This window comes from Pseudomonas sp. SWRI68 (genome assembly GCF_014269165.1).
GTDB classification, from domain to species: Bacteria; Pseudomonadota; Gammaproteobacteria; order Pseudomonadales; family Pseudomonadaceae; genus Aquipseudomonas; species Aquipseudomonas capeferrum.
This window is the reverse complement of record NZ_JABWRU010000029.1, coordinates 11880-33568: the sequence shown is the minus strand read 5'-3', so window position 1 is coordinate 33568 and position 21689 is coordinate 11880. Positions and strand designations below refer to the sequence as shown.

Below are 21689 nucleotides of genomic sequence, written 5' to 3'. Positions count from 1 at the left end.
GAAGGCGACGTGGTAGCTCCCTGACGAAATGTTCATGAAAGCCTCGAACATGTCGTTATCGAGACTGTCTCTCATCGCCAGACAGCGCCGCAGAGCGCCTGTTGTTGCGCATTGACGCTTTCGGCAAACCCCCTGTCGTTTTTGCATCGGGGCGCCTCGGGCCGCAGGCATATGCTGGCCCCAAAGCGCCGGCACATGCTTCAGGCGCGGACCACTCAAGAACCCAGTCAATAAAAGGGGACAGCCTGATGAGCCCAGCAGAACTTCACGCCGACAGCATCGTCATCGACGGTCTGATCATTGCCAAATGGAACCGCGAACTGTTCGAGGACATGCGCAAAGGCGGGCTGACTGCGGCCAACTGCACGGTGTCGGTCTGGGAAGGCTTCAAGGCCACTGTCGACCAGATCGCCGCCAGCCAGAAGCTGATCCGCGACAACGGTGACCTGGTCATGCCGGTGCGCACCACCGCCGACATCCGCAAGGCTAAAGAGCTGGGCAAGACCGGCATCCTCTTCGGCTTCCAGAACGCCCACGCGTTCGAAGACCAGATCGCCTACGTGGACGTGTTCAAGCAGCTGGGCGTGGGCATCGTGCAGATGTGCTACAACACCCAGAACCTGGTGGGTACCGGCTGCTACGAGCGTGACGGTGGCCTGTCGGGCTTCGGCCGCGAGATCGTCGCCGAGATGAACCGCGTCGGCATCATGTGCGACCTGTCCCACGTCGGCTCCAAGACCTCCGAAGAGGTCATCCTCGAATCGAAGAAGCCGGTCTGCTATTCCCATTGCCTGCCGTCGGGCCTGAAAGAACACCCGCGCAACAAGTCGGACGAAGAGCTGAAGTTCATCGCCGACCACGGCGGTTTCGTCGGCGTGACCATGTTCGCACCGTTCCTGGCCAAGGGCATCGATTCGACCATCGACGACTACGCCGAAGCCATCGAATACACCATGAACATCGTCGGTGAAGACGCCATCGGCATCGGCACCGACTTCACCCAGGGCCACGGCCAGGACTTCTTCGAGTACCTGACCCACGACAAGGGCTATGCCCGTCGCCTGACCAATTTCGGCAAGATCATCAACCCGCTGGGCATTCGCACCGTCGGGGAGTTCCCCAACCTCACCGAGACCTTGCTCAAGCGCGGCCACTCCGAGCGTGTGGTGCGCAAGATCATGGGCGAGAACTGGGTAAACGTCCTCAAGGATGTCTGGGGCGAGTAAGCCGCTCTCCAAGCCTGAAAGCCCCTGCCAGCAACGCCGGGGCATCCCGATAAAAATTTTATGGAGTTGAGTTTCCATGGCCAAGATCGCCCCGCAATTGCCAATCGAAGTCGACACCGAGACCGGTGTATGGACCAGCGACGCCTTGCCGATGCTGTACGTGCCACGCCATTTCTTCGTCAACAACCACATCGGCATCGAGGAAGTGCTGGGCGCTGACGCCTATGCCGAGATCCTCTACAAGGCCGGCTACAAGTCCGCCTGGCACTGGTGCGAGAAAGAAGCCGAATGCCATGGCCTGGAAGGCGTGGCGGTGTTCGAGCACTACATGAAGCGGCTGTCCCAGCGTGGCTGGGGCCTGTTCGAGATCCAGGACATCGACCTGGACAAAGGCACCTGCAGCGTCAAGCTCAAGCACTCGGCGTTCGTGTACGTGTACGGCAAGGTTGGCCGCAAGGTCGACTACATGTTCACCGGCTGGTTCGCCGGCGCAATGGACCAGATTCTCGCTGCCCGCGGCAGCAAGATCCGCACCGTGGCCGAACAGGTCTACGGCGGGTCGGAAGAAGGCCACGAAGATGGCCTGTTCGTTACAAAGCCGTTGTAAGCCGGAGATAGCGTCATGGCATTCGAAGCAATGTTCCAGCCGATCCAGATCGGCAAACTGACCATCCGCAACCGCGTGCTCAGCACCGCGCACGCCGAGGTCTACGCCACTGACGGCGGCATGACGACCGACCGCTATGTGAAGTATTACGAAGAGAAGGCCAAGGGCGGCATCGGCCTGGCGATCTGCGGCGGCTCGTCCGTCGTCGCCATCGACAGCCCGCAGGAGTGGTGGGCGTCGGTCAACCTGTCGACCGACCGCATCATCCCGCACTTCCAGAACCTGGCCGACGCCATGCACAAGCATGGCGCCAAGATCATGATCCAGATTACCCACATGGGCCGTCGCTCGCGCTGGGACGGCTTCAACTGGCCCACCCTGATGTCGCCGTCGGGCATCCGTGAACCGGTGCACCGCGCCACCTGCAAGACCATCGAGGTGGAAGAGATCTGGCGCGTCATCGGCAACTACGCGCAGGCTGCGCGGCGTGCCAAAGAGGGCGGCCTGGACGGCGTCGAACTGTCGGCCGTGCACCAGCACATGATCGACCAGTTCTGGAGCCCGCGGGTCAACAAGCGTACCGACGAATGGGGCGGTACCTTCGAAGGCCGCATGAAATTCGGCCTTGAAGTGCTCAAGGCCGTGCGCGCCGAGGTCGGTGACGACTTCTGCGTGGGCATGCGCCTGTGTGGTGACGAGTTCCACCCCGATGGCCTCAGCCACGAGGACATGAAGCAGATCGCCGCCTACTACGATGGCACCGGCATGCTCGACTTCATCGGTGTGGTCGGCTCGGGTTGCGACACCCACAACACCCTGGCCAACGTCATCCCCAACATGAGCTACCCGCCGGAGCCGTTCCTGCACCTGGCGGCCGGCATCAAGGAAGTGGTCAAGGTCCCGGTGCTGCACGCGCAGAATATCAAGGACCCGAACCAGGCCACGCGCATCCTCGAAGGCGGCTACGTGGACATGGTCGGCATGACCCGTGCGCACATGGCCGACCCGCACCTGATCGCCAAGATCAAGATGGGCCAGATCGACCAGATCAAACAGTGCGTCGGTGCCAACTACTGCATCGACCGCCAGTACCAGGGCCTGGATGTACTGTGCATCCAGAACGCCGCGACCTCCCGTGAGTACATGGGTGTGCCGCATATCATCGAGAAGACCACCGGCGTCAAACGCAAGGTGGTGGTGGTTGGCGCCGGCCCGGCCGGCATGGAAGCCGCCCGCGTGGCTGCCGAGCGTGGCCATGATGTGACCCTGTTCGAGAAGAAAGACCAGATCGGCGGGCAGATCACCATTGCTGCCAAGGCACCGCAACGTGACCAGATCGCCGGTATCACCCGCTGGTACCAACTGGAGCTGGCGCGGCTGAAGGTCGACCTGCGCCTGGGCACCGCAGCCAGCGTGGACGCCATCCAGGACTTGCGCCCGGACGTGATCGTGCTGGCGGTGGGCGGCCATCCGTTCGTCGAGCAGAACGAACACTGGGGCGCTGCCGAAGGGCTGGTGGTCAGCAGCTGGGACGTGCTCGACGGCAAGGTTGCGCCGGGCAAGAACGTGCTGGTGTACGACACCATCTGTGAGTTCACCGGCATGTCGGCGGCGGACTACATTGCCGACAAAGGCAGCCAGGTCGAGATCGTCACCGACGACATCAAGCCGGGTGTGGCCATGGGGGGTACGACCTTCCCGACCTACTACCGCAGCATGTACCCGAAAGAAGTGATCATGACCGGCGACATGATGCTGGAAAAGGTCTACCGCGAAGGCGACAAGCTGGTGGCAGTGCTGGAGAACGAGTACACCGGTGCCAAGGAAGAGCGCGTGGTCGACCAGGTAGTGATCGAGAACGGCGTGCGGCCTGATGAAGAACTGTACTACGCGCTGAAGGAAGGCTCGCGCAACAAGGGCCAGATCGATGTGGAGGCGCTGTTCGCCATCAAGCCGCAGCCGATCCTCAGCCAGCCGGGCGAGGGCTACCTGCTGTACCGCATCGGCGACTGCGTGGCCCAGCGCAACGTGCATGCGGCGATCTACGACGCCTTGCGCCTGTGCAAGGACTTCTGATCGCACCGCCCCTATAGGGGCGGGACTGGCCCCCCTGTAGGAGCGGCCTTGCGTCGCGAAAGGGTCGCGTAGCGGCCCCGGCATTTAGCAGTGCTACACATTGCCGGGGCCGCTGCGCAGCCCTTTCGCGACGCAAGGCCGCTCCTACAGGGGTCCGCGCCCACCTTTGAGAGGGGCGCAAGAATTCAGCTGTTTGTGGGAGCCTCCCATGTTGAACACCCTTCTACCCATTCTGCTGTTCGCTGCCCTTGGCCTGGCGGTGCTCGGCGCCCTGCGCCGTGTGCGCATGTGGCGGCGTGGCCGACCGTCCAAGGTCAATCTGATCGGCGGCCTGCTGGCCATGCCGCGACGCTACCTGGTGGACCTGCACCACGTGGTCGAGCGCGACAAGTACATGTCCACGACCCACGTGGCCACGGCGGGCGGCTTCGTGCTGTCGGCTGCCTTGGCGATCCTGGTGCACGGCTTCGGCCTGCAGAGCAAGATCCTCGGCTACGCCTTGCTGGTGGCGACGGTGATCATGTTCACAGGCGCGTTGTTTGTCTTCAAACGCCGCCTCAATCCGCCTTCGCGCCTGTCCAAGGGCCCGTGGATGCGGCTGCCGAAAAGCCTGTTGGTGTTCGCCGCGAGCTTCTTCGTCGCCACCTTGCCGGTGGCCGGCATCCTGCCCGCCAACACCGGTGGCTGGGTGATGGTCGGCGTACTGGGCCTGGGTGTGCTGTGGGGCGTGTCGGAGCTGTTCTTCGGCATGACCTGGGGCGGCCCGATGAAACACGCCTTCGCCGGTGCCCTGCACCTGGCCTGGCACCGCCGTGCCGAGCGCTTCGGCGGTGGCCGCTCCACCGGCCTCAAGCCGCTGGACCTGGAAGACCCGAACGCACCGCTGGGTGTGGAAAAACCGGTGGACTTCACCTGGAACCAGCTGCTCGGTTTCGATGCCTGTGTGCAGTGCGGTAAATGTGAAGCCATGTGCCCGGCCTACGCCGCAGGCCAGCCGCTGAACCCGAAAAAACTCATCCAGGACATGGTCATCGGCCTGGCCGGTGGCACGGACGCCAAGTTTGCCGGTAGCCCTTACCCGGGCAAACCTATTGGCGAGCATGGCGGCCACCCGCACCAGCCGATCGTCAACGGCCTGGTCGACGCCGAGACCTTGTGGTCGTGCACCACCTGCCGCGCCTGCGTCGAGGAGTGCCCGATGATGATCGAGCACGTCGATGCCATCGTCGACATGCGCCGTCACCTCACCCTGGAAAAAGGCGCGACCCCGAACAAGGGCGCCGAGGTGCTGGACAACCTGATCGCCACCGACAACCCTGGCGGCTTCGCCCCTGGCGGGCGGATGAACTGGGCGGCCGACCTCAACCTGAAACTGCTGTCGGAGGTGAACACCACCGAGGTGCTGTTCTGGGTTGGTGATGGTGCCTTCGACATGCGCAACCAGCGCACCCTGCGCGCCTTCGTCAAAGTGCTCAAGGCCTCGGGCGTGGACTTTGCCGTGCTCGGCCTGGAAGAACGCGACAGCGGTGACGTGGCGCGGCGCCTGGGCGATGAAGCGACCTTCCAGCAACTGGCCAAACGCAACATCCAGACCCTGGCCAAGTACCGCTTCCAGCGCATCGTCACCTGCGACCCGCACAGCTTCCATGTGCTGAAGAACGAGTACGGTGCCTTGGGCGGCGAGTATCAGGTGCAGCACCACAGCACCTACATCGCCGAACTGATCGCGGCCAACAAGCTCAACCTCGGCCAGCACAAGGGCGGCAGCGTGACCTATCACGACCCGTGCTACCTGGGCCGTTACAACGGCGAATACGAGGCGCCGCGCGATGTGCTCAAGGCGCTTGGCATCGAAGTGCGCGAGATGCAGCGGTCGGGCTTCCGTTCTCGTTGCTGCGGCGGTGGCGGCGGTGCGCCGATCACCGACATCCCGGGCAAGCAACGTATCCCCGACATGCGCATGGACGACATCCGTGAGACCGAGGCCGAGCTGGTGGCAGTCGGTTGCCCACAGTGCACCGCGATGCTCGAAGGTGTGGTCGAACCGCGCCCACAGATCAAGGACCTGGCCGAGTTGGTAGCGGATGTACTGATCGAAGACCAAGCCCCTGCGAACGCCAAGTCGCCAGCGGCCAAACGTGAACCTGCGGAGGTGCACTGATGAGCGACATCATCCGCCGCGACCCACGCGCCGAGTGGATCGCCCGTAACCGTCTGCATCCGCTGCACGCGGCGATGCAGACGCAACAAACCACTTGGATGGGGCCAAACGGTGTCATCCGCAAGAACCCCCACGCGATTGCCGCAGGCTTTATCGGCCCCGCTGGCATCAAGCGTATCGACCGCAGCGGCGCCCAGCAGGGCACCGGTGTGGGCGGGCGGCGCACGGCGGCGGCTGAAGTGAAACTGCCGCTGCACCAGGTGCCGGCGCCGGCGTACTACATCGCCGTGGTGCCGGACATGGTCGGCGGCCGCCTCGGCAGCCACGACCGCGACTTGCTCGGCCTGGCCCACAGCCTGGCAGGCAGCGACGGCGCGGTGCTGGCGATCGTGTTTGGCGAGCACAAGGAAAGCAACTTCGCCAACGCCGGTGTCGACCGCTTGCTGGTCATCGAGGGCGAAGCTTTCGAAGGCTACGCGCCAGAGCAACTGGTGCAAGGCTTGCGGGCTGTGGATAACCAGTTCACACCGCGCCACTGGCTGCTGCCCGACAGCCGCACCGGTGGCGGTGAGCTGGGCAGGCGCCTGGGCGCTGCCCTGGGCGAGCGCCCGGCGACGCGGGTGTGGCAGGTCAAGGATGGCCAGTGCATCGGCCGCGCCGGTGCCGGCCAGCAAGACCTGCAGCGTGCAGTGCCGCGCTTGATCCTGGCGGCGGCGGAATGCGCCGAGCCGGTCAGCGAAACCCGTCACGAAGCGCTGCCGGTGGAGTTGTCCACAGGCGTGGTGCGCAGCCTGTCGCGTATCGAGGACCTGGGCTCGGTGGCGGTCGACCCGGCCACCATCGCCATGGCCGAGGCGGAGTTCATCGTTTCGGGCGGCAACGGCGTCAAGGACTGGGACCTGTACCACAAGGCCACGGCGGCACTCGGTGCCACCGAAGGCGCCTCGCGGGTGGCGGTGGACGACGGCTTCATGCCGCGCAACCGCCAGGTGGGGGCTACCGGTACCTGGGTCACGGCGCGGGTTTATGTGGCGGTGGGTATCTCTGGCGCCATCCAGCACCTGCAGGGTATCGGCGCCTGCGACAAAGTGGTGGCGATCAACATGGACCCGGGCTGCGACATGATCAAACGGGCCGATCTGTCGGTGATTGGCGACAGTTCGGCAATTCTCCAGGCACTGGTCGAGGCTGTGGACAACTACCGCAGCGGCGGCCAGCGCGACGCGGCATAAGGGCACGAGCATGAGTACGAAAGTCATCAGCCTGGTTTCGATCGGTGCCCACCCAAGCTCCGGGCGCGCCCGCCGCGCCGAGCAGGACGCGCGTGCAGTGGAGCTGGGTCTACAGCTGGCTGGGGATAACTTGCAGGTGGTACATGCCGGCGACCCTCGTGAAGAGGCGCTGCGCGCCTACCTGGGCATGGGCCTGGAGCACCTGGACGTGCTGGAACAGCCAGCAGGTGCGGATGTATTGGGCGTGCTCGGCGACTATTTACGTGATGCTGGCGCGCAGCTGGTACTGACTGGCAGCCAGGCGGAAACCGGTGAAGGGTCGGGCATGCTGCCGTTTCTGCTGGCCGAGAAGCTGGGCTGGCCGTTGATCGTCGGCCTGGCAGAGGTAGAGTCCATCGAAAACGGCACCGCCCAGGTACTGCAAGCGCTACCACGGGGCCAGCGGCGTCGCCTCAAGGTGCGCCTGCCATTGCTGGCGACTGTGGATAACGCAGCGCCCAAGCCGCGCCAGAGTGCCTTCGGCCCGGCGCGGCGGGGTGTGCTGGCGGCGCGTGACGTGGCCATTGTCGAAGACGAGCTGCTGGGCGAGGCTGAGCTGCAACCTGCCCGCCCACGGCCCAAGCGCCTGAAGGTGATCAAGGCCAAGAGCGGTGCCGACCGGATGAAGGCGGCCACGGCCAAGGCCAGCGGCGGCGGGGGCAAGGTGCTCAAGGATGTATCGCCGCAAGAAGGCGCCGAGGCGATTCTCAAGCTGCTGGTTGAGGAAGGCGTTCTACGCTGACGTGCATTTAATCTCATTGACTCAGCAGGGACTCTGTGGGAATGGCGCACCCGCAGGCCCTTCTAAGGCTGTAGCTCGGCAACATTGAATGCCCAAAAGGCCAGCCCGTCGATCACCGGTTCAAAACTTACGCGCCCTCCCTCCAGTAGCCGCGCCTTGCCTACCATCAGAATTGCACTCCGCGCCACGAAATAGTCCCCGCTGCCGTCCTCAGCCGATATCACGCCCACTCCATTCGCCTCATGGAACCACTTCACAGTGCCTTTCAGGCGACTGTGCATAAGTGACCTCGTGCTGCTGCCATCTGGATTGTTTTCAATCAATCATGAGCGGGATGTTGAGGAAACTGGCAAAAATGTCAGGTGGGCCGCGTTTTACCCCCGGAATCTGTTCGCCAAGGTGTGGATAAAGTGTTCGTGCTTCGCTGCAGCGCAATGGCTTCGGGCCTTGCAGCGATACGTACAAATAATGATCAATTTCAGCAAACGCTTTCAGAAATACCGCAATTCAAGGGGTTGGTGTAGTTATCCACAGGGCGTTTAAGCGAATGGGTGGACTTGCTCACAAAGTCTGTTGGCGAACCTGTGGGCAAGTTGTTCGGGAAGTGCTGCAGCCCAGGCCTGCCAAGGCTTGCAGAGTTTTGATCAAAAATTGATCTAACGAGGTAGGCGCCTGGCCTGTGGAAAACCATTGCCCTGCAACTGACATTTTTGCCAGTTACCGCTACAGGTACCCTTTGCTAACGTACTGGCAGGTAATGACCTGGGGAGCGTAGCAATGGCGGGTACCACACTGCTGGCAATTGACCGCCAGCGCTCGGTGCTGCGAGGGCAGGCTACCCCGCATCGACGCTATACGCCCTACGCTGGGTTCCAACCCGATGCTGGACCTTGGCTAGCATTCTCTGATGCGCACCTCGATCAAGCCAGTGGCTGCTACCTGCTGGGCAATGGGCATCGTGCCTATAGCCCGCAACTGATGCGCTTTCGCTCGCCAGATCGGCTCAGCCCGTTCGCTGCGGGTGGGTTCAACGCATATGCATACTGCCTCGGTGACCCGATCAACTACCGCGATCCGACAGGGCAGGAAGCCCAGGAAGCCAGTGAGTACCTGTTTCCTATCCTCAGCATTCTTACCAACTTAACGGGTTTCTTCACCAGTGGTCTGAAGCTTCGATCAATGTTGCGAACACGTCAGGCTCATCGAGGCATGGCCCTACAAGCAGCCGCTGTCAACGACACGGTAGGGCTCTTGCCTGTCTCATCGCGAAGTGATTGGGCGCTTTCGGTGGTCAGTGGCGCCAGTGCCGTTGCAGGGATCACAGTGGGGATCAGTCGCCTGGTGGAGCCAGGAAAAGATTGGCAGACATGGGCATTGTCAACCCTTACCGTGATTTCCCTGGGAACGTCGGTAAAGGAGGTTTGGGACCTCGCTCAGGCGAAACCATGGCTGCAGGGTACCCCTGAGATGATCGGGATGAATAGATGGACGCTCGACCGCGCTTCTCAGCGCTCTCTGTCTGCCGAATCGAGAAATAGCATACGACAAGCCGCAATACGCAATACGCAAGACGCAACACGCAGTGAGCAAGCTAGTGGGGTCACCACTAGCCGCATGTGAACGGATACTTACTGCGCCTGCACTTCCTTCAAGTACGGCGCAGGCTCCGCCCCCAGGTTCTCCAGCACGCGCTGGCTGTACCAGTCGATGAAGTTCACCACGCCAAATTCATAGGTCTTCGAATAAGGCCCTGGCTGGTATGCCGTGGAGTTGATCCCGCGCTGGTTCTCTTCGGCCAGGCGGCGGTCTTGGTCGTTGGTCGCGTCCCACACCTTGCGCATGCGCTCCGGGTCGTAATCGACGCCTTCGACGGCATCCTTGTGCACCAGCCACTTGGTGGTGACCAGGGTCTCCTGGGCGCTGATCGGCCACACGGTGAAGACGATCAGGTGGTCGCCCATGCAGTGGTTCCACGAGTGCGGCAGGTGCAGGATGCGCATCGAACCCAGGTCCGGGTTCTTGATGCGGCCCATCAGCTTCTGGCAGGCCTGCTTGCCGTCCATGGTCATCGACACGGTGCCCTTGAGCAGCGGCATGCGCACGATGCGGTTACGCAGCCCGTGGCTCTTGTGCAGGTACGGGATCTTCTCGGCTTCCCAGGCGGCGGCAGAGGCGGCCACGTGGTCCTTGAATTCCTGGCTGGCGCGTGGGTCGTTGGTGTCGTCCCACTCCAGCAGGGTTTGCAGCAGCTCTGGGTGCGAACCGCTGCAGTGGTAGCACTCGCGGTTGTTTTCCAGTACCAGCTTCCAGTTGGCCTTTTCCAGCAACTGGGTCTGCACCGCGATCTTGGTGTTCTCCATGTCGTACGGTTCCATGTAATGGTCCAAAGTGGCCAGGAACTCGTCGATGGCTGGCGGGTTTTCCGCCAGGCTGATGAAGATGTAACCACCCGCAACCTTCACGTTCACCGGCTTGAGGCCGTATTCCTTCATGTCGAAGTCGGCGCCCATTTCGGTGCCGGCGAACAGCAGGCGACCGTCCAGCTCGTAGGTCCACTGGTGGTAATGGCAGACCAGCTTGGCCACCTTGCCCTTGTCGCTGGTGCACAGGCGCGAACCGCGATGGCGGCAGACGTTGTGGAAGGCATGCACCTTACCTTCGGCGCCACGGATGACGATGATCGGGTTCTTGCCGATCTGCAGGGTAATGAAGTTGCCTTTGGCCGGAATCTCGCAAGTCATGCCAGCGATCAGCCACTCTTTGTGGAAGATCTCCTGCATGTCGATCTGGAACAGACGCTCGTCGGTGTAGAAAGGCTGGGGCAGCGAGTAGGTTCGCTCGCGGGTCTGCAGCATCTCGGCGGTAGCCTTGCGTGCTGCTTCCAGTGGATCGCCCAGGCTCAGGGTTGCGGTGACGTCCATCGTGTGGTCCTCGGGGCCGCGTGCGGCCGGCAAAAGGTGGCTAATCATTGTTGTGGTGCCGCAAGGCTGTCGTAAAAAAAACAGCGTGTTCTTTTGCCGTGGAGTGTGCGTCCGAAGGCGTCGTGAACCGTATCCATGGGCGACATGGCCGATTTGAATTACGACGCCCTAGCCCTTGTAGCATGGGGCTGGTCGCGATAAGTACGCCGATGTCGCAGGCAGGAATGTACGTCGCCTTCAGCTTGCGCATTATCGCAGCCATAAAAAGGCCAATTGTCGGCTGCTGGAGATGAACATGTCCGATACCTTCCTCAATCCGGTCACCACCCAGACCTGGGCCAACGGCCGCCACATCGTGCGCTGCGTTAAGGTCATCCAGGAGACCTGGGACGTGCGCACGTTCTGCTTCATGGCCGACCAACCGATCATGTTCTTCTTCAAGCCAGGGCAGTTCGTTACCCTGGAACTTGAGATCGAAGGCAAACCGGTGATGCGTTCCTATACCATCTCCAGTTCGCCGTCGGTGCCGTACAGCTTCTCGATCACGGTCAAGCGGGTGCCAGGCGGGCATGTCTCCAACCACCTGCACGACACCATGCACGAAGGCGCAGAGCTGCCGGTGCACGGCCCGGTGGGGTTGTTCAACGCCATCGACTTCCCCTCGGGCAAGGTGCTGTACCTCTCGGGCGGTGTTGGTATCACCCCGGTGATGTCCATGGCGCGATGGTTCTACGACACCAACGCCAATGTCGACATGGTCTTCGTGCACAGCGCCCGTTCGCCGAAAGACATCATCTTCCACCGCGAGCTGGAGCAGATGGCCTCGCGCATCCCCAACTTCAGCTTGCACATCATTTGCGAGAAGCACGGGCTGGGCGAGCCCTGGGCGGGTTACCGCGGGTACCTGAACCAGCGGCTGATGGAGCTGATCGCGCCCGACTACATGGAGCGCACGGTGTTCTGCTGCGGCCCGACGCCGTACATGAGCGCGGTCAAGCGCATGCTTGAAGCCGTCGGCTTCGACATGAAGAACTACCATGAGGAGTCGTTCGGCGCGACGCCGGCAGAGGCCAAGGCCGATGCGGTGGAGCATGCCGAGCAGGCCGCCGACGCGCCGGAAGTGGATGTCTCCGACCTCAACCTGGTGGAGTTCATCGGCAGCGAGAAGAGCATCCGCGTTGCCCCGGGCGAGACCGTGCATGCGGCAGCGGCGAAGGTCGGGCTGATGATCCCCAAGGCCTGCGGCATGGGCATTTGCGGTACCTGCAAGGTGCTCAAGCTGGGCGGCGAAGTGGAGATGGAGCACAACGGCGGTATTACCGAAGAAGACGAGGCCGAGGGCTACATCCTCTCGTGCTGCAGCGTGCCTAAAGGAGATGTGCGGATCGATTACTGATCCAGCTTCAATAGTGTGGGTTCTTCGTAGCTAAACCCGCTCCCATAGGCCTGTGGGAGCGGGCTTGCCCCGCGAATGGCATCAGACCCAGACTGCATCCCAATGCGGATAATCACCCGCACGGTCAACCAATCCTGCTCTGATGGGGGTGGCAACGATGTACCTCGCTACCTGCAGCACACTTTCTTCCCGGCGCAAGGCTCGGTCCTGGTAGCCCTGCTGCCATATCTTTTCGCGCCGCATGCCCCGCTGATAAAGCGCATGGCTGCTGCGTGACTTGAATCTGCGCATCAGGCGACACAAGGTGCCGCTTCGTAACTCGATCAGCCAGTGCACATGGTCCGGCATGACCACCCACGCGAGGGATTGGCAATGCCCATCGAGCTCAGCCTGTCTGAGTTGCTGGATCACGCCACGGGCGAGATGAAGGTGGGTGAAGGTCCGCTTGCGCTCATGGGTTACCGTAGTCAGCAAGTACAACCCACCAGGCTGAGAGAAACGGCCACGGCGCAGAAGATGGGATTGAGCACGCTCCAACATTCCCCGCCGCACGCCACTGCCAGCTCACCTAATGTTCCTCTGAATCTTATTTCAGGGGGCATCACAAGGCGTACCATGATCCCTGTGGGAGTGGGCTTGTCCCGCGAAGCAGGCACCGCAGAGCATGGCACGGGCTTCGCCCGTGTTCGCGGGACAAGCCCGCTCCCACGGGGCTGGCTGTTTTAGAATTTTGAGCAAGGCAGTTGCTCTCACAGGTTATCCGCAGGCCATGAGAGTGCGAATGGGCCGCAAAGCGGCCCCAGTACTGTCAGGTGCGGAAGCGGGCCACCAGGTTGTTCAAATCCACCGCCAACCGCGACAGCTCGGCACTCGCTGCGCTGGTCTGATGCGCCCCGGTTGCACTCTGTACCGACAGATCATTGATATTCACCAGGTTGCGGTCCACCTCGCGCGCCACCTGTGCTTGTTCTTCCGCCGCGCTGGCGATCACCAGGTTACGCTCGTTGATCTGCGCCACCGCACCGGCGATGGTATCCAGCGCCATGCCCGCGCCACGGGCGATGTTCAGGGTCGACTCGGCGCGTTCGGTGCTGGTGCGCATCGACGCCACCGCCTCCTCGGTACCGCCCTGGATGCTACCAATCATCCGCTCGATTTCGCTGGTCGACTGCTGGGTACGATGGGCCAGTGCCCGCACTTCATCCGCCACCACGGCGAAGCCACGGCCCGCCTCACCGGCACGGGCTGCTTCGATCGCGGCATTGAGCGCCAGCAGGTTGGTCTGGTCGGCCAAGCCGCGGATCACATCGAGCACCTTGCCGATGTCGCGCGATTGCTCGGCCAGGTGGGTGATCAGCGTGGCAGTGGCTTGCACATCGCCGCTCATGCGCTCGATGGCGCCGACGGTTTCCAGCACCAGGTCGCGCCCGTCGCCCGCCGAACGGCTGGCTTCACCCGAGGCCTGCGAGGTGCTCACCGCGTTGCGTGCCACTTCTTCCACGGCGCTGGTCATCTCGGTGACCGCAGTGGCGGCCTGTTCGATTTCGTTGTTCTGTTGCTGCAGGCCACGGGCGCTCTCGTCGGTGACGCTATTGAGCTCTTCCGCTGCAGACGCCAGCTGGGTGGCGGAGCCGGCAATCAATTGCAGGGTGTCGCGCAGCTTGTCTTGCATGCGGGCCATGGCGCGCAGCAGGCGGGCGGCTTCGTCGGTGCCTTCGGCACGGATGACATGGGTCAGGTCACCGTCGGCCACCTGCTCGGCGCATTGCAGCGCCTCTTCGATCGGCTTGACGATGCTGCGGGTCAGCAGGAACGCGCACAGCAGCGTCAGCACGGTGGCGGCGATCAACAGGCCGATGACCAGGGCGAAGGCGGCAGCATACTGGCTGGCTGCGGTTTCGTTGGTGGCACGGGTCTGGTCGGTGTTGATGCGCACCAGGGTGTCCATGACCTTGTTGATCTGCTCGGAGTTGGCCAGCAGGTCGCGGTTGAGCAGGTCGCGCAACTCGTCGGTGCGGCCCGCCTGGCTCATGCTGCGCATGCGCGCCTCCAGCTGGCGGTATTGACTGAGCAACTGGCTGTACTGGTCGAAGGCCGCTTGCTCGTCGGGTGCGCCGATCATCGGCTGGTAGGCCTGGCGGGCGCGGTCGATCTGGGCGTTGCGTTGGTCCAGCAGGTTGAGGGTGTCGCGCTGGGTCTCTGGCTCGCGGTTGATCAGCAGCCGATAGGAGAGGGTGCGCATGCGCAGGTTCAGCGCGGTAAGTTCGTCGAGCATCTTGATGCTGGGCACGCTGATGCTCTCGATGGCGACGCCCGCCTGGCGGATGTTGCCCATCTGCATGAGCGAGAAAATGCCGAGGCCGAGCATCAGCAGGCCGATCAGCGCGAAGCCGAGCAGCGCGCGCGGGGCGATGTTCATGTTGCGTAGGGACATGGAGGGATCCAGGCAGGGGAGGGTCGCACACAGCACGACGAAATATGACTTGCCTGGCTATCGGTCGTGACTGGTCAGTCTTGAGCGAGACCGGTGAAATTTGTGAGCGCGCTAACTTTTTCCTGACCGGCGGTTGACCCAGGTCGGAACAAGCGGCCCGATACCCTGTCAATCTGCGCAGCAGAAACCTTAAGAATCCGATATTTAATGGCGAGGACTGACACTTTTCTTTATCGTGTGCGCCCTCTGCAACAACCTGAGATAGACCCCATGCTTGAAGCCTCCCTGAATCAAATCGAGCAACTGGTCAGCGACCTGATGCATAAAAACGCTCAACTCACCGAGCAGAACACCACCCTCGGCCAGCAACTGGCCCAGGCCAAGGAAGAAAACGAAACCCTGCAGCTGTCGCTGATGGAGCAGGAAGAAAAGAACGGCGCCACTGCCGCGCGCATCCAGGCGCTGGTTGATCGCGCCAGTGCGGGTGTCGTCAACGCATGAGCTTGAATGCGCAGCCGGTCAATGTCGTGTCGATCCTTGGCAGCGACTATTCGATCAAGGCGCCTGAAGGCCAGGAAGAAACCTTGGCGCAGGCGGTGCGAATGCTCAACACCGCCTTGGCCGAGACCAAGCGTTCGTACCCGACCTTGATCGGCGACAAACTGCTGGTGCTGGCTGCCCTGAACCTGTGCTCCAAGCAGGTTGAGCTGCAGAAGGAGCATCAGCAGACGCTTGCGCGCACCCAGGCGCAGATCGACGCCACGGTGGACGCGATCGTTCGGACTATTGCCGAATCCTGATGGGCACCTGGGGCCGCACAGCGGCCCCAAGGTCCCCAAGCAATGTCCCAGATCACTGGAATAACTGGATACGTAAGTGTATACACTTCCCGCAAAACAATAATTGGCGGGGAGCAAGGGCATGCGTATCTGGCGGCGAAGCATCCAGTGGCAATTGATCGCAAGCATGGGCGCGGCCCTGCTGGCGAGCATCCTGGTAGTGGTGATCATCTTCACAGTGGCGTTCAACCGCTTGACCGAACGCTACCTGGTCGACACGGCGCTGCCGGCCAGTGTCGAAGCCATCCGTAACGACATCGAGCGCATGCTCGGCCAGCCGCTGGTGGCTGCGGCCGACATTGCCGGCAACACCCTGCTGCGCGACTGGCTTGCCGCGGGCGAAGACCCTGCGCAAGCACCGCGCTTCATCGAATACTTGGACGCTGCCAAGCAGCGCAACAAGGCCTTCACCACGCTGTTCGCCGCCACAGAAACCGGCCATTACTACAACGAAAATGGCCTGGACCGCACCCTCAGCCGTGCCAACCCCAAGGACAAGTGGTTCTACGGCTACATCGACAGTGGCGCCGAGCGCCTGATCAATATCGACATCGACGGTGCCACCGGTGAGCTGGCGCTGTTCATCGACTATCGCGTGGAAAAGGACGGCAAGCTGGTTGGCGTCGCCGGCATGGGCCTGCGCATGGCCGAGCTGTCGAAACTGATCCATGACTTCAGCTTTGGCGAGCACGGCAAGGTGTTTCTGGTGCGCAACGATGGGCTGATCCAGGTGCACCCGGACAACGCCTTCAGCGGCAAGCGCCAACTGGTCGATCAGCTCGATGCGCACGCCGCCAAGGCAGTGATGAATGGTGAGCCGGGCCTGCGCACCAGCCGCTTCCAGCGCGATGGCGAAGATTATCTGGCGTTGGGCCTGCCACTGCGCGACCTGAACTGGACTTTGGTCGCCGAGGTGCCGGAGGCCGAGATCTACGCGCAGATGCGTCAGGCGGTATGGCTGACCACGTTGATCGGTGGCGGCGTGGCGCTGCTGTCATTGTTGCTGGTGGTGTTGCTGGCACGTGGGCTGGTGCGGCCTATCCGCCGGGTCACTGCCGCGCTGGTGCAGATCGGCAGTGGCGCCGGTGACCTCAGCCATCGCCTGGATGATTCGCGCCAGGACGAGCTGGGTGACCTGGCGCGGGGCTTCAATCGTTTTCTCGACAGCCAGCGCAGCCTGATTGGCGAGGTGTTGCAGACTTCTGAACGGCTGCATCGGGCCGTCGAGCAGGTGACCCAGGTGGTGGACAACACCGCCGATCGTTCCGGACGGCAGCAGGAAATGACCGAGATGGTGGCCACCGCTGTGCACGAAATGGGGCTGACGGTGCAGGACATTGCCCGCAATGCCGGTGATGCGGCGCAGGCCTCGCAGTCGGCGCGTGATGAGGCCTTGCAGGCGCGTGAAGTGGTGCGCCGTTCGATTCAGGGCATCGAGGGTATGTCGGGGGATATCGGCAAGGCGGCGGATGCGGTGGAGCAGTTGGCCGACGAAGTCGCCTCGATCGATGAAGTATTGGCGGTGATCCGTAGTATTTCCGAGCAAACCAACCTGCTGGCGCTGAATGCGGCCATCGAGGCTGCGCGGGCAGGGGAAATGGGGCGCGGCTTTGCCGTGGTGGCCGACGAAGTGCGAACGCTGGCGCGGCGCACGCAGCTGTCTACCGATGAAGTGCAGCAGATGATCCAACGCCTGAAGCAGGGCGCGGGTTCGGCGGTGAGCTCGATGCAGGCGGGGCAGCAGGCGACCGGCAGTGGCGTGGAATCGAGCCAGCGCACCGGGGCGTCACTGGGGGCGATTACCGATCAGGTGGAACATATCAGTGACATGAACCATCAGGTGGCCACAGCGACTGAAGAGCAGTCGGCGGTAACTGAGGAGATCAACCGCACGGTCCAGGGGATTTCCGACCTGGCGCGGGAGACGGCGGCTGAGGTGCAAGGGTGCCGCGAGGAGTGCCAGGCTTTGCGTGGTTTGGCCGATGACCTGGCGCGGCAGATGGGTGGGTTCAGGCTCTAGGTCGGTGTTGGCTTCTTCGCGGGGCAAGCCCGCTCCCACACGTACAGCGCCGGCATTGAGATTGGCGCTGTACTTGTAGGCGCGGGCTTGCCCCGCGAATGCGGCCTGTCAGGCGGTGATGATGCTGCGAATATCCGCCGCCAGCTCACGCACCCGTTCCTCTTCGGTGTCCCACGAGCACATGAACCGCGCCCCGCCGCTACCAATAAAGGTGTAGAAGCGCCAGCCCTTGCCGCGCAACGCCTCGATCGCAGGCTCTGGCATCTGCAGGAACACCCCGTTGGCCTCCACCGGGAACATCAGCTCAACCCCCGGCAAGTCACTCACCAACGACGCCAGCAACTGCGCGCAGTGGTTGGCGTGGTTGCCATGGCGCAGCCAGGCGCCGTCTTCCAGCAGCCCGACCCAGGGCGCTGACAAGAAGCGCATCTTCGAGGCCAGTTGCCCGGCCTGCTTGCAGCGGTAGTCGAAGTCCTCGGCCAGGTCGCGATTGAAGAACAGGATCGCCTCACCCACCGCCATGCCGTTCTTGGTGCCGCCAAAGCACAGCACATCGACGCCGGCCTTCCAGGTCAGCTCTGCCGGGCTGCAACCGAGGAACGCGCAGGCATTGGTAAAGCGCGCGCCATCCATGTGCAGGTTCAGGCCCAGCTCCTTGCAGGTGGCGCTGATCGCCTTGAGCTCATCGGGGCGGTACACGGTGCCCACTTCGGTGGCCTGGGTGATGGTCACCACGCGTGGCTTGGGGTAGTGGATGTCCTGGCGCTTGAGGGCGACCTCACGAATCGATTGCGGGGTCAGCTTGCCGTTGACGCTGGCCGCCGTCAGCAGCTTGGAGCCGTTGGAGAAAAACTCTGGCGCGCCGCATTCGTCGGTCTCGACGTGGGCGGTCTCGGAGCAGATCACGCTGTGGTAGCTCTGGCACAGCGAGGCCAGGGCCAAGGAGTTGGCGGCGGTGCCGTTGAAGGCGAAGAACACTTCGCAGTCAGTTTCGAACAGCTCGCGAAAGTACTGGGCGGCCCGCTCGGTCCACTGGTCGTCGCCATAGGCGCGGTCGTGGCCCATGTTGGCCTTGGCCATGGCGGCCCAGGCTTCGGGGCAGATGCCGGAATAGTTGTCGCTGGCGAATTGTTGGCTCTTATCTGTCATGACACGGTCCTGTGAACGACGCAGAACTGCACTCTAAACTATCGATTCAGCAGTTGCCTATACAACCTGCTTTCAGTCGGATCTGTGTCGGCCTCTTCGCGGGGCAAGCCCGCTTCCACAATAGTCCTGCATACAGCAATCAATGGGAGCGGGCTTGCCCCGCGAAGCGGCCGGCAACAGCAACACAAAGCCAATGTCGTAAACGCGCCATTGCAAGGCGTGCGCAGGCATCTGACCCACCCCGGCCAGTCATACCATCGCCACAAAGGGCCACAGTGCCTTACAGACAAGAAACGATCGCTGCCGGGAGACAACAAGATGTTCAGCAAGCAAGACCAGATCCAGGGTTACGACGACGCACTGCTGGCGGCGATGAATGCCGAAGAACAGCGCCAGGAAGATCACATCGAGCTGATCGCCTCGGAGAACTACACCAGCAAGCGCGTCATGCAGGCCCAGGGCAGCGGCCTGACCAACAAATACGCCGAAGGCTACCCAGGCAAGCGCTACTACGGCGGCTGCGAGCACGTCGACAAAGTCGAAGCGCTGGCCATCGAGCGCGCCAAGCAGCTGTTCGGTGCCGATTTCGCCAACGTCCAGCCGCACTCCGGCTCTTCCGCCAACGGCGCGGTCTACCTGGCCCTGCTGCAGGCCGGTGACACCATCCTGGGCATGAGCCTGGCCCACGGCGGCCACCTGACCCACGGCGCCAAGGTGTCGTCTTCGGGCAAGCTGTATAACGCTGTGCAGTACGGCATCAACACCGACACCGGCCTGATCGACTACGACGAAGTCGAGCGCCTGGCAGTCGAGCACAAGCCAAAGATGATTGTTGCCGGCTTCTCGGCCTACTCCAAGACCCTCGACTTCCCACGCTTTCGCGCCATCGCCGACAAGGTCGGTGCGCTGCTGTTCGTCGACATGGCCCACGTCGCCGGCCTGGTTGCCGCTGGCCTGTACCCCAACCCGCTGCCGTACGCCGACGTGGTCACCACCACCACCCACAAGACCCTGCGCGGTCCACGTGGCGGCCTGATCCTGGCCAAGTCCAACGAAGCGATCGAGAAGAAGCTCAACGCTGCCGTATTCCCAGGCGCCCAGGGTGGCCCGCTGATGCACGTCATCGCCGCCAAGGCCGTGTGCTTCAAGGAAGCGCTGGAGCCTGAGTTCAAGCGCTACCAGCAGCAGGTCATCGAAAACGCCCAGGCCATGGCCCAGGTGTTCATCGACCGCGGCTACGACGTGGTGTCCGGCGGCACCGACAACCACCTGTTCCTGGTCAGCCTGATCCGCCAGGGCCTCACCGGTAAAGATGCCGACGCCGCCCTGGGCCGCGCGCACATCACCGTCAACAAGAACGCCGTGCCCAACGACCCGCAGTCACCGTTCGTCACCTCGGGCCTGCGCATCGGCACCCCGGCTGTCACCACCCGCGGCTTCAAAGTCGCCCAGTGTGTGGCCCTGGCTGGCTGGATCTGCGACATCCTCGACAACCTCGGTGATGCCGACGTTGAAGCCGATGTGGCGAAGAACGTCGCCGCCCTGTGCGCAGACTTCCCTGTTTACCGCTGAGTGGAGTAAACGACCATGCAACGCTACTCGGGCTTCGGCCTTTTCAAGCACTCCCTCAGCCACCACGAAAACTGGCAGCGCATGTGGCGCACGCCGACCCCTAAAAAGGTCTACGACGTGGTCATCGTCGGCGGTGGCGGCCATGGTCTGGCCACGGCCTACTACCTGGCCAAGGAACACGGCATCACCAACGTCGCGGTGATCGAGAAAGGTTACCTGGGCGGCGGCAACACCGCCCGTAACACCACCATCGTGCGGTCCAACTACCTGTGGGACGAGTCGGCGCAGCTGTACGAGCACGCCATGAAACTGTGGGAAGGCCTGTCCCAGGACATCAACTACAACGTGATGTTCTCTCAGCGCGGCGTCTACAACCTGTGCCACACCCTGCAGGACATTCGTGACTCCGAGCGCCGCGTCAGTGCCAACCGCCTCAACGGTGTCGATGGCGAACTGCTGAACACCGCCCAGGTCGCAGCCGAAATCCCGTACCTGGACTGCTCCAAGAACACCCGCTACCCGATCCTCGGCGCTACCGTTCAGCGCCGTGGTGGAGTCGCCCGTCACGACGCCGTGGCCTGGGGTTACGCCCGTGCCGCCGATGCCCTGGGCGTCGACCTGATCCAGCAGACCGAAGTGATCGGTTTCCGCAAGGAAAACGGCGCGGTCATCGGCGTGGAAACCAACAAAGGCTTCATCGGCGCCAAGCGCGTCGGTGTGGTCACTGCCGGTAACTCCGGGCACATGGCCAAGCTGGCCGGCTTCCGTCTGCCGCTGGAATCGCACCCGCTGCAAGCACTGGTGTCCGAGCCGATCAAACCGATCATCGACAGCGTGATCATGTCCAACGCGGTGCACGGCTACATCAGCCAGTCCGACAAAGGCGACCTGGTGATCGGCGCCGGTATCGACGGCTGGGTCGGCTACGGCCAGCGCGGTTCGTACCCGGTGATCGAGCACACCCTGCAGGCGATCGTCGAGATGTTCCCCAACCTCTCGCGCGTACGCATGAACCGCCAGTGGGGCGGCATCGTCGACACCTCGCCGGACGCCTGCCCGATCATCTCCAAGACCCCGGTCAAGAACATGTTCTTCAACTGCGGCTGGGGCACCGGCGGCTTCAAGGCGACCCCGGGTTCGGGCAACGTCTTTGCCGCAAGCCTGGCCAAAGGCGAGATGCACCCGCTGGCTGCGCCGTTCTCCATGGACCGTTTCTACAACGGCGCACTGATCGACGAACACGGCGCCGCCGCCGTCGCCCACTAACCGGAGACA

18 protein-coding genes are annotated in these 21689 nt (G+C 62.8%); 13 read left to right on the top strand and 5 right to left on the bottom strand.

Features of this window, described 5'->3' with window-relative positions:
- Positions 1 to 248: 248 nt before the first annotated feature.
- The 6 genes from HU770_RS25175 (at position 249) to HU770_RS25150 (ending at position 8083) form a co-directional block, all read left to right on the top strand.
- Positions 249 to 1226: a dipeptidase gene (locus tag HU770_RS25175; RefSeq protein ID WP_033703163.1), complete on the top strand. Its 978-nt coding sequence runs from the start codon at positions 249 to 251 to the stop codon at positions 1224 to 1226.
- A 76-nt stretch (positions 1227 to 1302) separates the two neighbouring features.
- Positions 1303 to 1833: a DUF5943 domain-containing protein gene (locus tag HU770_RS25170; protein WP_033703161.1), complete on the top strand. Its 531-nt coding sequence runs from the start codon at positions 1303 to 1305 to the stop codon at positions 1831 to 1833.
- 15 nt (positions 1834 to 1848) lie between these two features.
- On the top strand, positions 1849 to 3909 hold the full coding sequence (gene dgcA / locus HU770_RS25165) for a dimethylglycine demethylation protein DgcA (protein WP_033703159.1): 2061 nt from the start codon (positions 1849 to 1851) through the stop codon (positions 3907 to 3909).
- 208 nt (positions 3910 to 4117) lie between these two features.
- A complete protein-coding gene (gene dgcB / locus HU770_RS25160; RefSeq protein WP_186666160.1) occupies positions 4118 to 6070 on the top strand; it encodes a dimethylglycine demethylation protein DgcB in 1953 nt (650 codons plus the stop codon).
- The gene (locus HU770_RS25155) at positions 6070 to 7302 is read left to right on the top strand and encodes an electron transfer flavoprotein subunit alpha/FixB family protein (RefSeq protein ID WP_033703157.1); all 1233 of its coding nucleotides are present in this window, start codon (positions 6070 to 6072) and stop codon (positions 7300 to 7302) included. Before dgcB ends, HU770_RS25155 begins: the two co-directional genes overlap by 1 nt.
- Positions 7303 to 7312: 10 nt before the next feature.
- Entirely contained in the window at positions 7313 to 8083 is a 771-nt protein-coding gene (locus HU770_RS25150) for an electron transfer flavoprotein subunit beta (protein ID WP_186661444.1), read from the top strand.
- 62 nt (positions 8084 to 8145) lie between these two features.
- On the opposite strand, the gene HU770_RS25145 is transcribed toward HU770_RS25150, so the two are convergent.
- Positions 8146 to 8364, bottom strand: coding sequence for a cold shock domain-containing protein (locus tag HU770_RS25145; RefSeq protein WP_186666152.1), 219 nt, complete (start codon positions 8362 to 8364; stop codon positions 8146 to 8148).
- 496 nt (positions 8365 to 8860) lie between these two features.
- On the opposite strand from HU770_RS25145, the gene HU770_RS25140 reads away from it, so the two are divergent.
- Positions 8861 to 9703 carry an RHS repeat-associated core domain-containing protein gene (locus HU770_RS25140; RefSeq protein WP_186666138.1) on the top strand — a complete coding sequence of 281 codons (843 nt, stop codon included), beginning with the start codon at positions 8861 to 8863 and terminating at the stop codon, positions 9701 to 9703.
- An 8-nt stretch (positions 9704 to 9711) separates the two neighbouring features.
- On the opposite strand, the gene gbcA is transcribed toward HU770_RS25140, so the two are convergent.
- Positions 9712 to 11004: a glycine-betaine demethylase subunit GbcA gene (gene gbcA, locus HU770_RS25135; protein ID WP_047582963.1), complete on the bottom strand. Its 1293-nt coding sequence runs from the start codon at positions 11002 to 11004 to the stop codon at positions 9712 to 9714.
- 295 nt (positions 11005 to 11299) lie between these two features.
- Here gbcA and gbcB point away from each other — a divergent pair, with 295 nt between their 5' ends.
- The gene (gbcB, locus tag HU770_RS25130; RefSeq protein ID WP_033703152.1) at positions 11300 to 12400 is read left to right on the top strand and encodes a glycine-betaine demethylase subunit GbcB; all 1101 of its coding nucleotides are present in this window, start codon (positions 11300 to 11302) and stop codon (positions 12398 to 12400) included.
- Between the two features lie 81 nt (positions 12401 to 12481).
- Here the strand turns inward: gbcB and HU770_RS25125 are convergent, their stop codons facing one another.
- Positions 12482 to 12937 (bottom strand): transposase, encoded by a 456-nt coding sequence (locus HU770_RS25125; protein ID WP_186661755.1) that lies wholly within the window; start codon positions 12935 to 12937, stop codon positions 12482 to 12484.
- Positions 12938 to 13208: 271 nt separating this feature from the next.
- Positions 13209 to 14834, bottom strand: a complete 1626-nt coding sequence (locus HU770_RS25120; protein WP_033703150.1) for a methyl-accepting chemotaxis protein — start codon at positions 14832 to 14834, stop codon at positions 13209 to 13211.
- 270 nt (positions 14835 to 15104) lie between these two features.
- Here HU770_RS25120 and HU770_RS25115 point away from each other — a divergent pair, with 270 nt between their 5' ends.
- The 3 genes from HU770_RS25115 (at position 15105) to HU770_RS25105 (ending at position 17693) form a co-directional block, all read left to right on the top strand.
- Positions 15105 to 15335, top strand: coding sequence for a hypothetical protein (locus tag HU770_RS25115; protein ID WP_033703149.1), 231 nt, complete (start codon positions 15105 to 15107; stop codon positions 15333 to 15335).
- Positions 15332 to 15634, top strand: a complete 303-nt coding sequence (locus HU770_RS25110; protein WP_033703147.1) for a cell division protein ZapA — start codon at positions 15332 to 15334, stop codon at positions 15632 to 15634. The genes HU770_RS25115 and HU770_RS25110 overlap by 4 nt, the downstream gene beginning before the upstream one ends.
- A gap of 121 nt (positions 15635 to 15755) precedes the next feature.
- Positions 15756 to 17693 (top strand): methyl-accepting chemotaxis protein, encoded by a 1938-nt coding sequence (locus HU770_RS25105; RefSeq protein ID WP_186666136.1) that lies wholly within the window; start codon positions 15756 to 15758, stop codon positions 17691 to 17693.
- A gap of 108 nt (positions 17694 to 17801) precedes the next feature.
- On the opposite strand, the gene HU770_RS25100 is transcribed toward HU770_RS25105, so the two are convergent.
- Positions 17802 to 18842: a low specificity L-threonine aldolase gene (locus HU770_RS25100; RefSeq protein ID WP_033703145.1), complete on the bottom strand. Its 1041-nt coding sequence runs from the start codon at positions 18840 to 18842 to the stop codon at positions 17802 to 17804.
- Between the two features lie 318 nt (positions 18843 to 19160).
- Between HU770_RS25100 and HU770_RS25095 the strand changes: the two genes are divergently transcribed.
- Entirely contained in the window at positions 19161 to 20414 is a 1254-nt protein-coding gene (locus HU770_RS25095) for a serine hydroxymethyltransferase (RefSeq protein ID WP_047582966.1), read from the top strand.
- Positions 20415 to 20429: 15 nt separating this feature from the next.
- Complete coding sequence (locus HU770_RS25090; protein WP_008089646.1) at positions 20430 to 21680, top strand: sarcosine oxidase subunit beta family protein; 1251 nt, start codon at positions 20430 to 20432, stop codon at positions 21678 to 21680.
- Positions 21681 to 21689 lie beyond the last annotated feature (9 nt).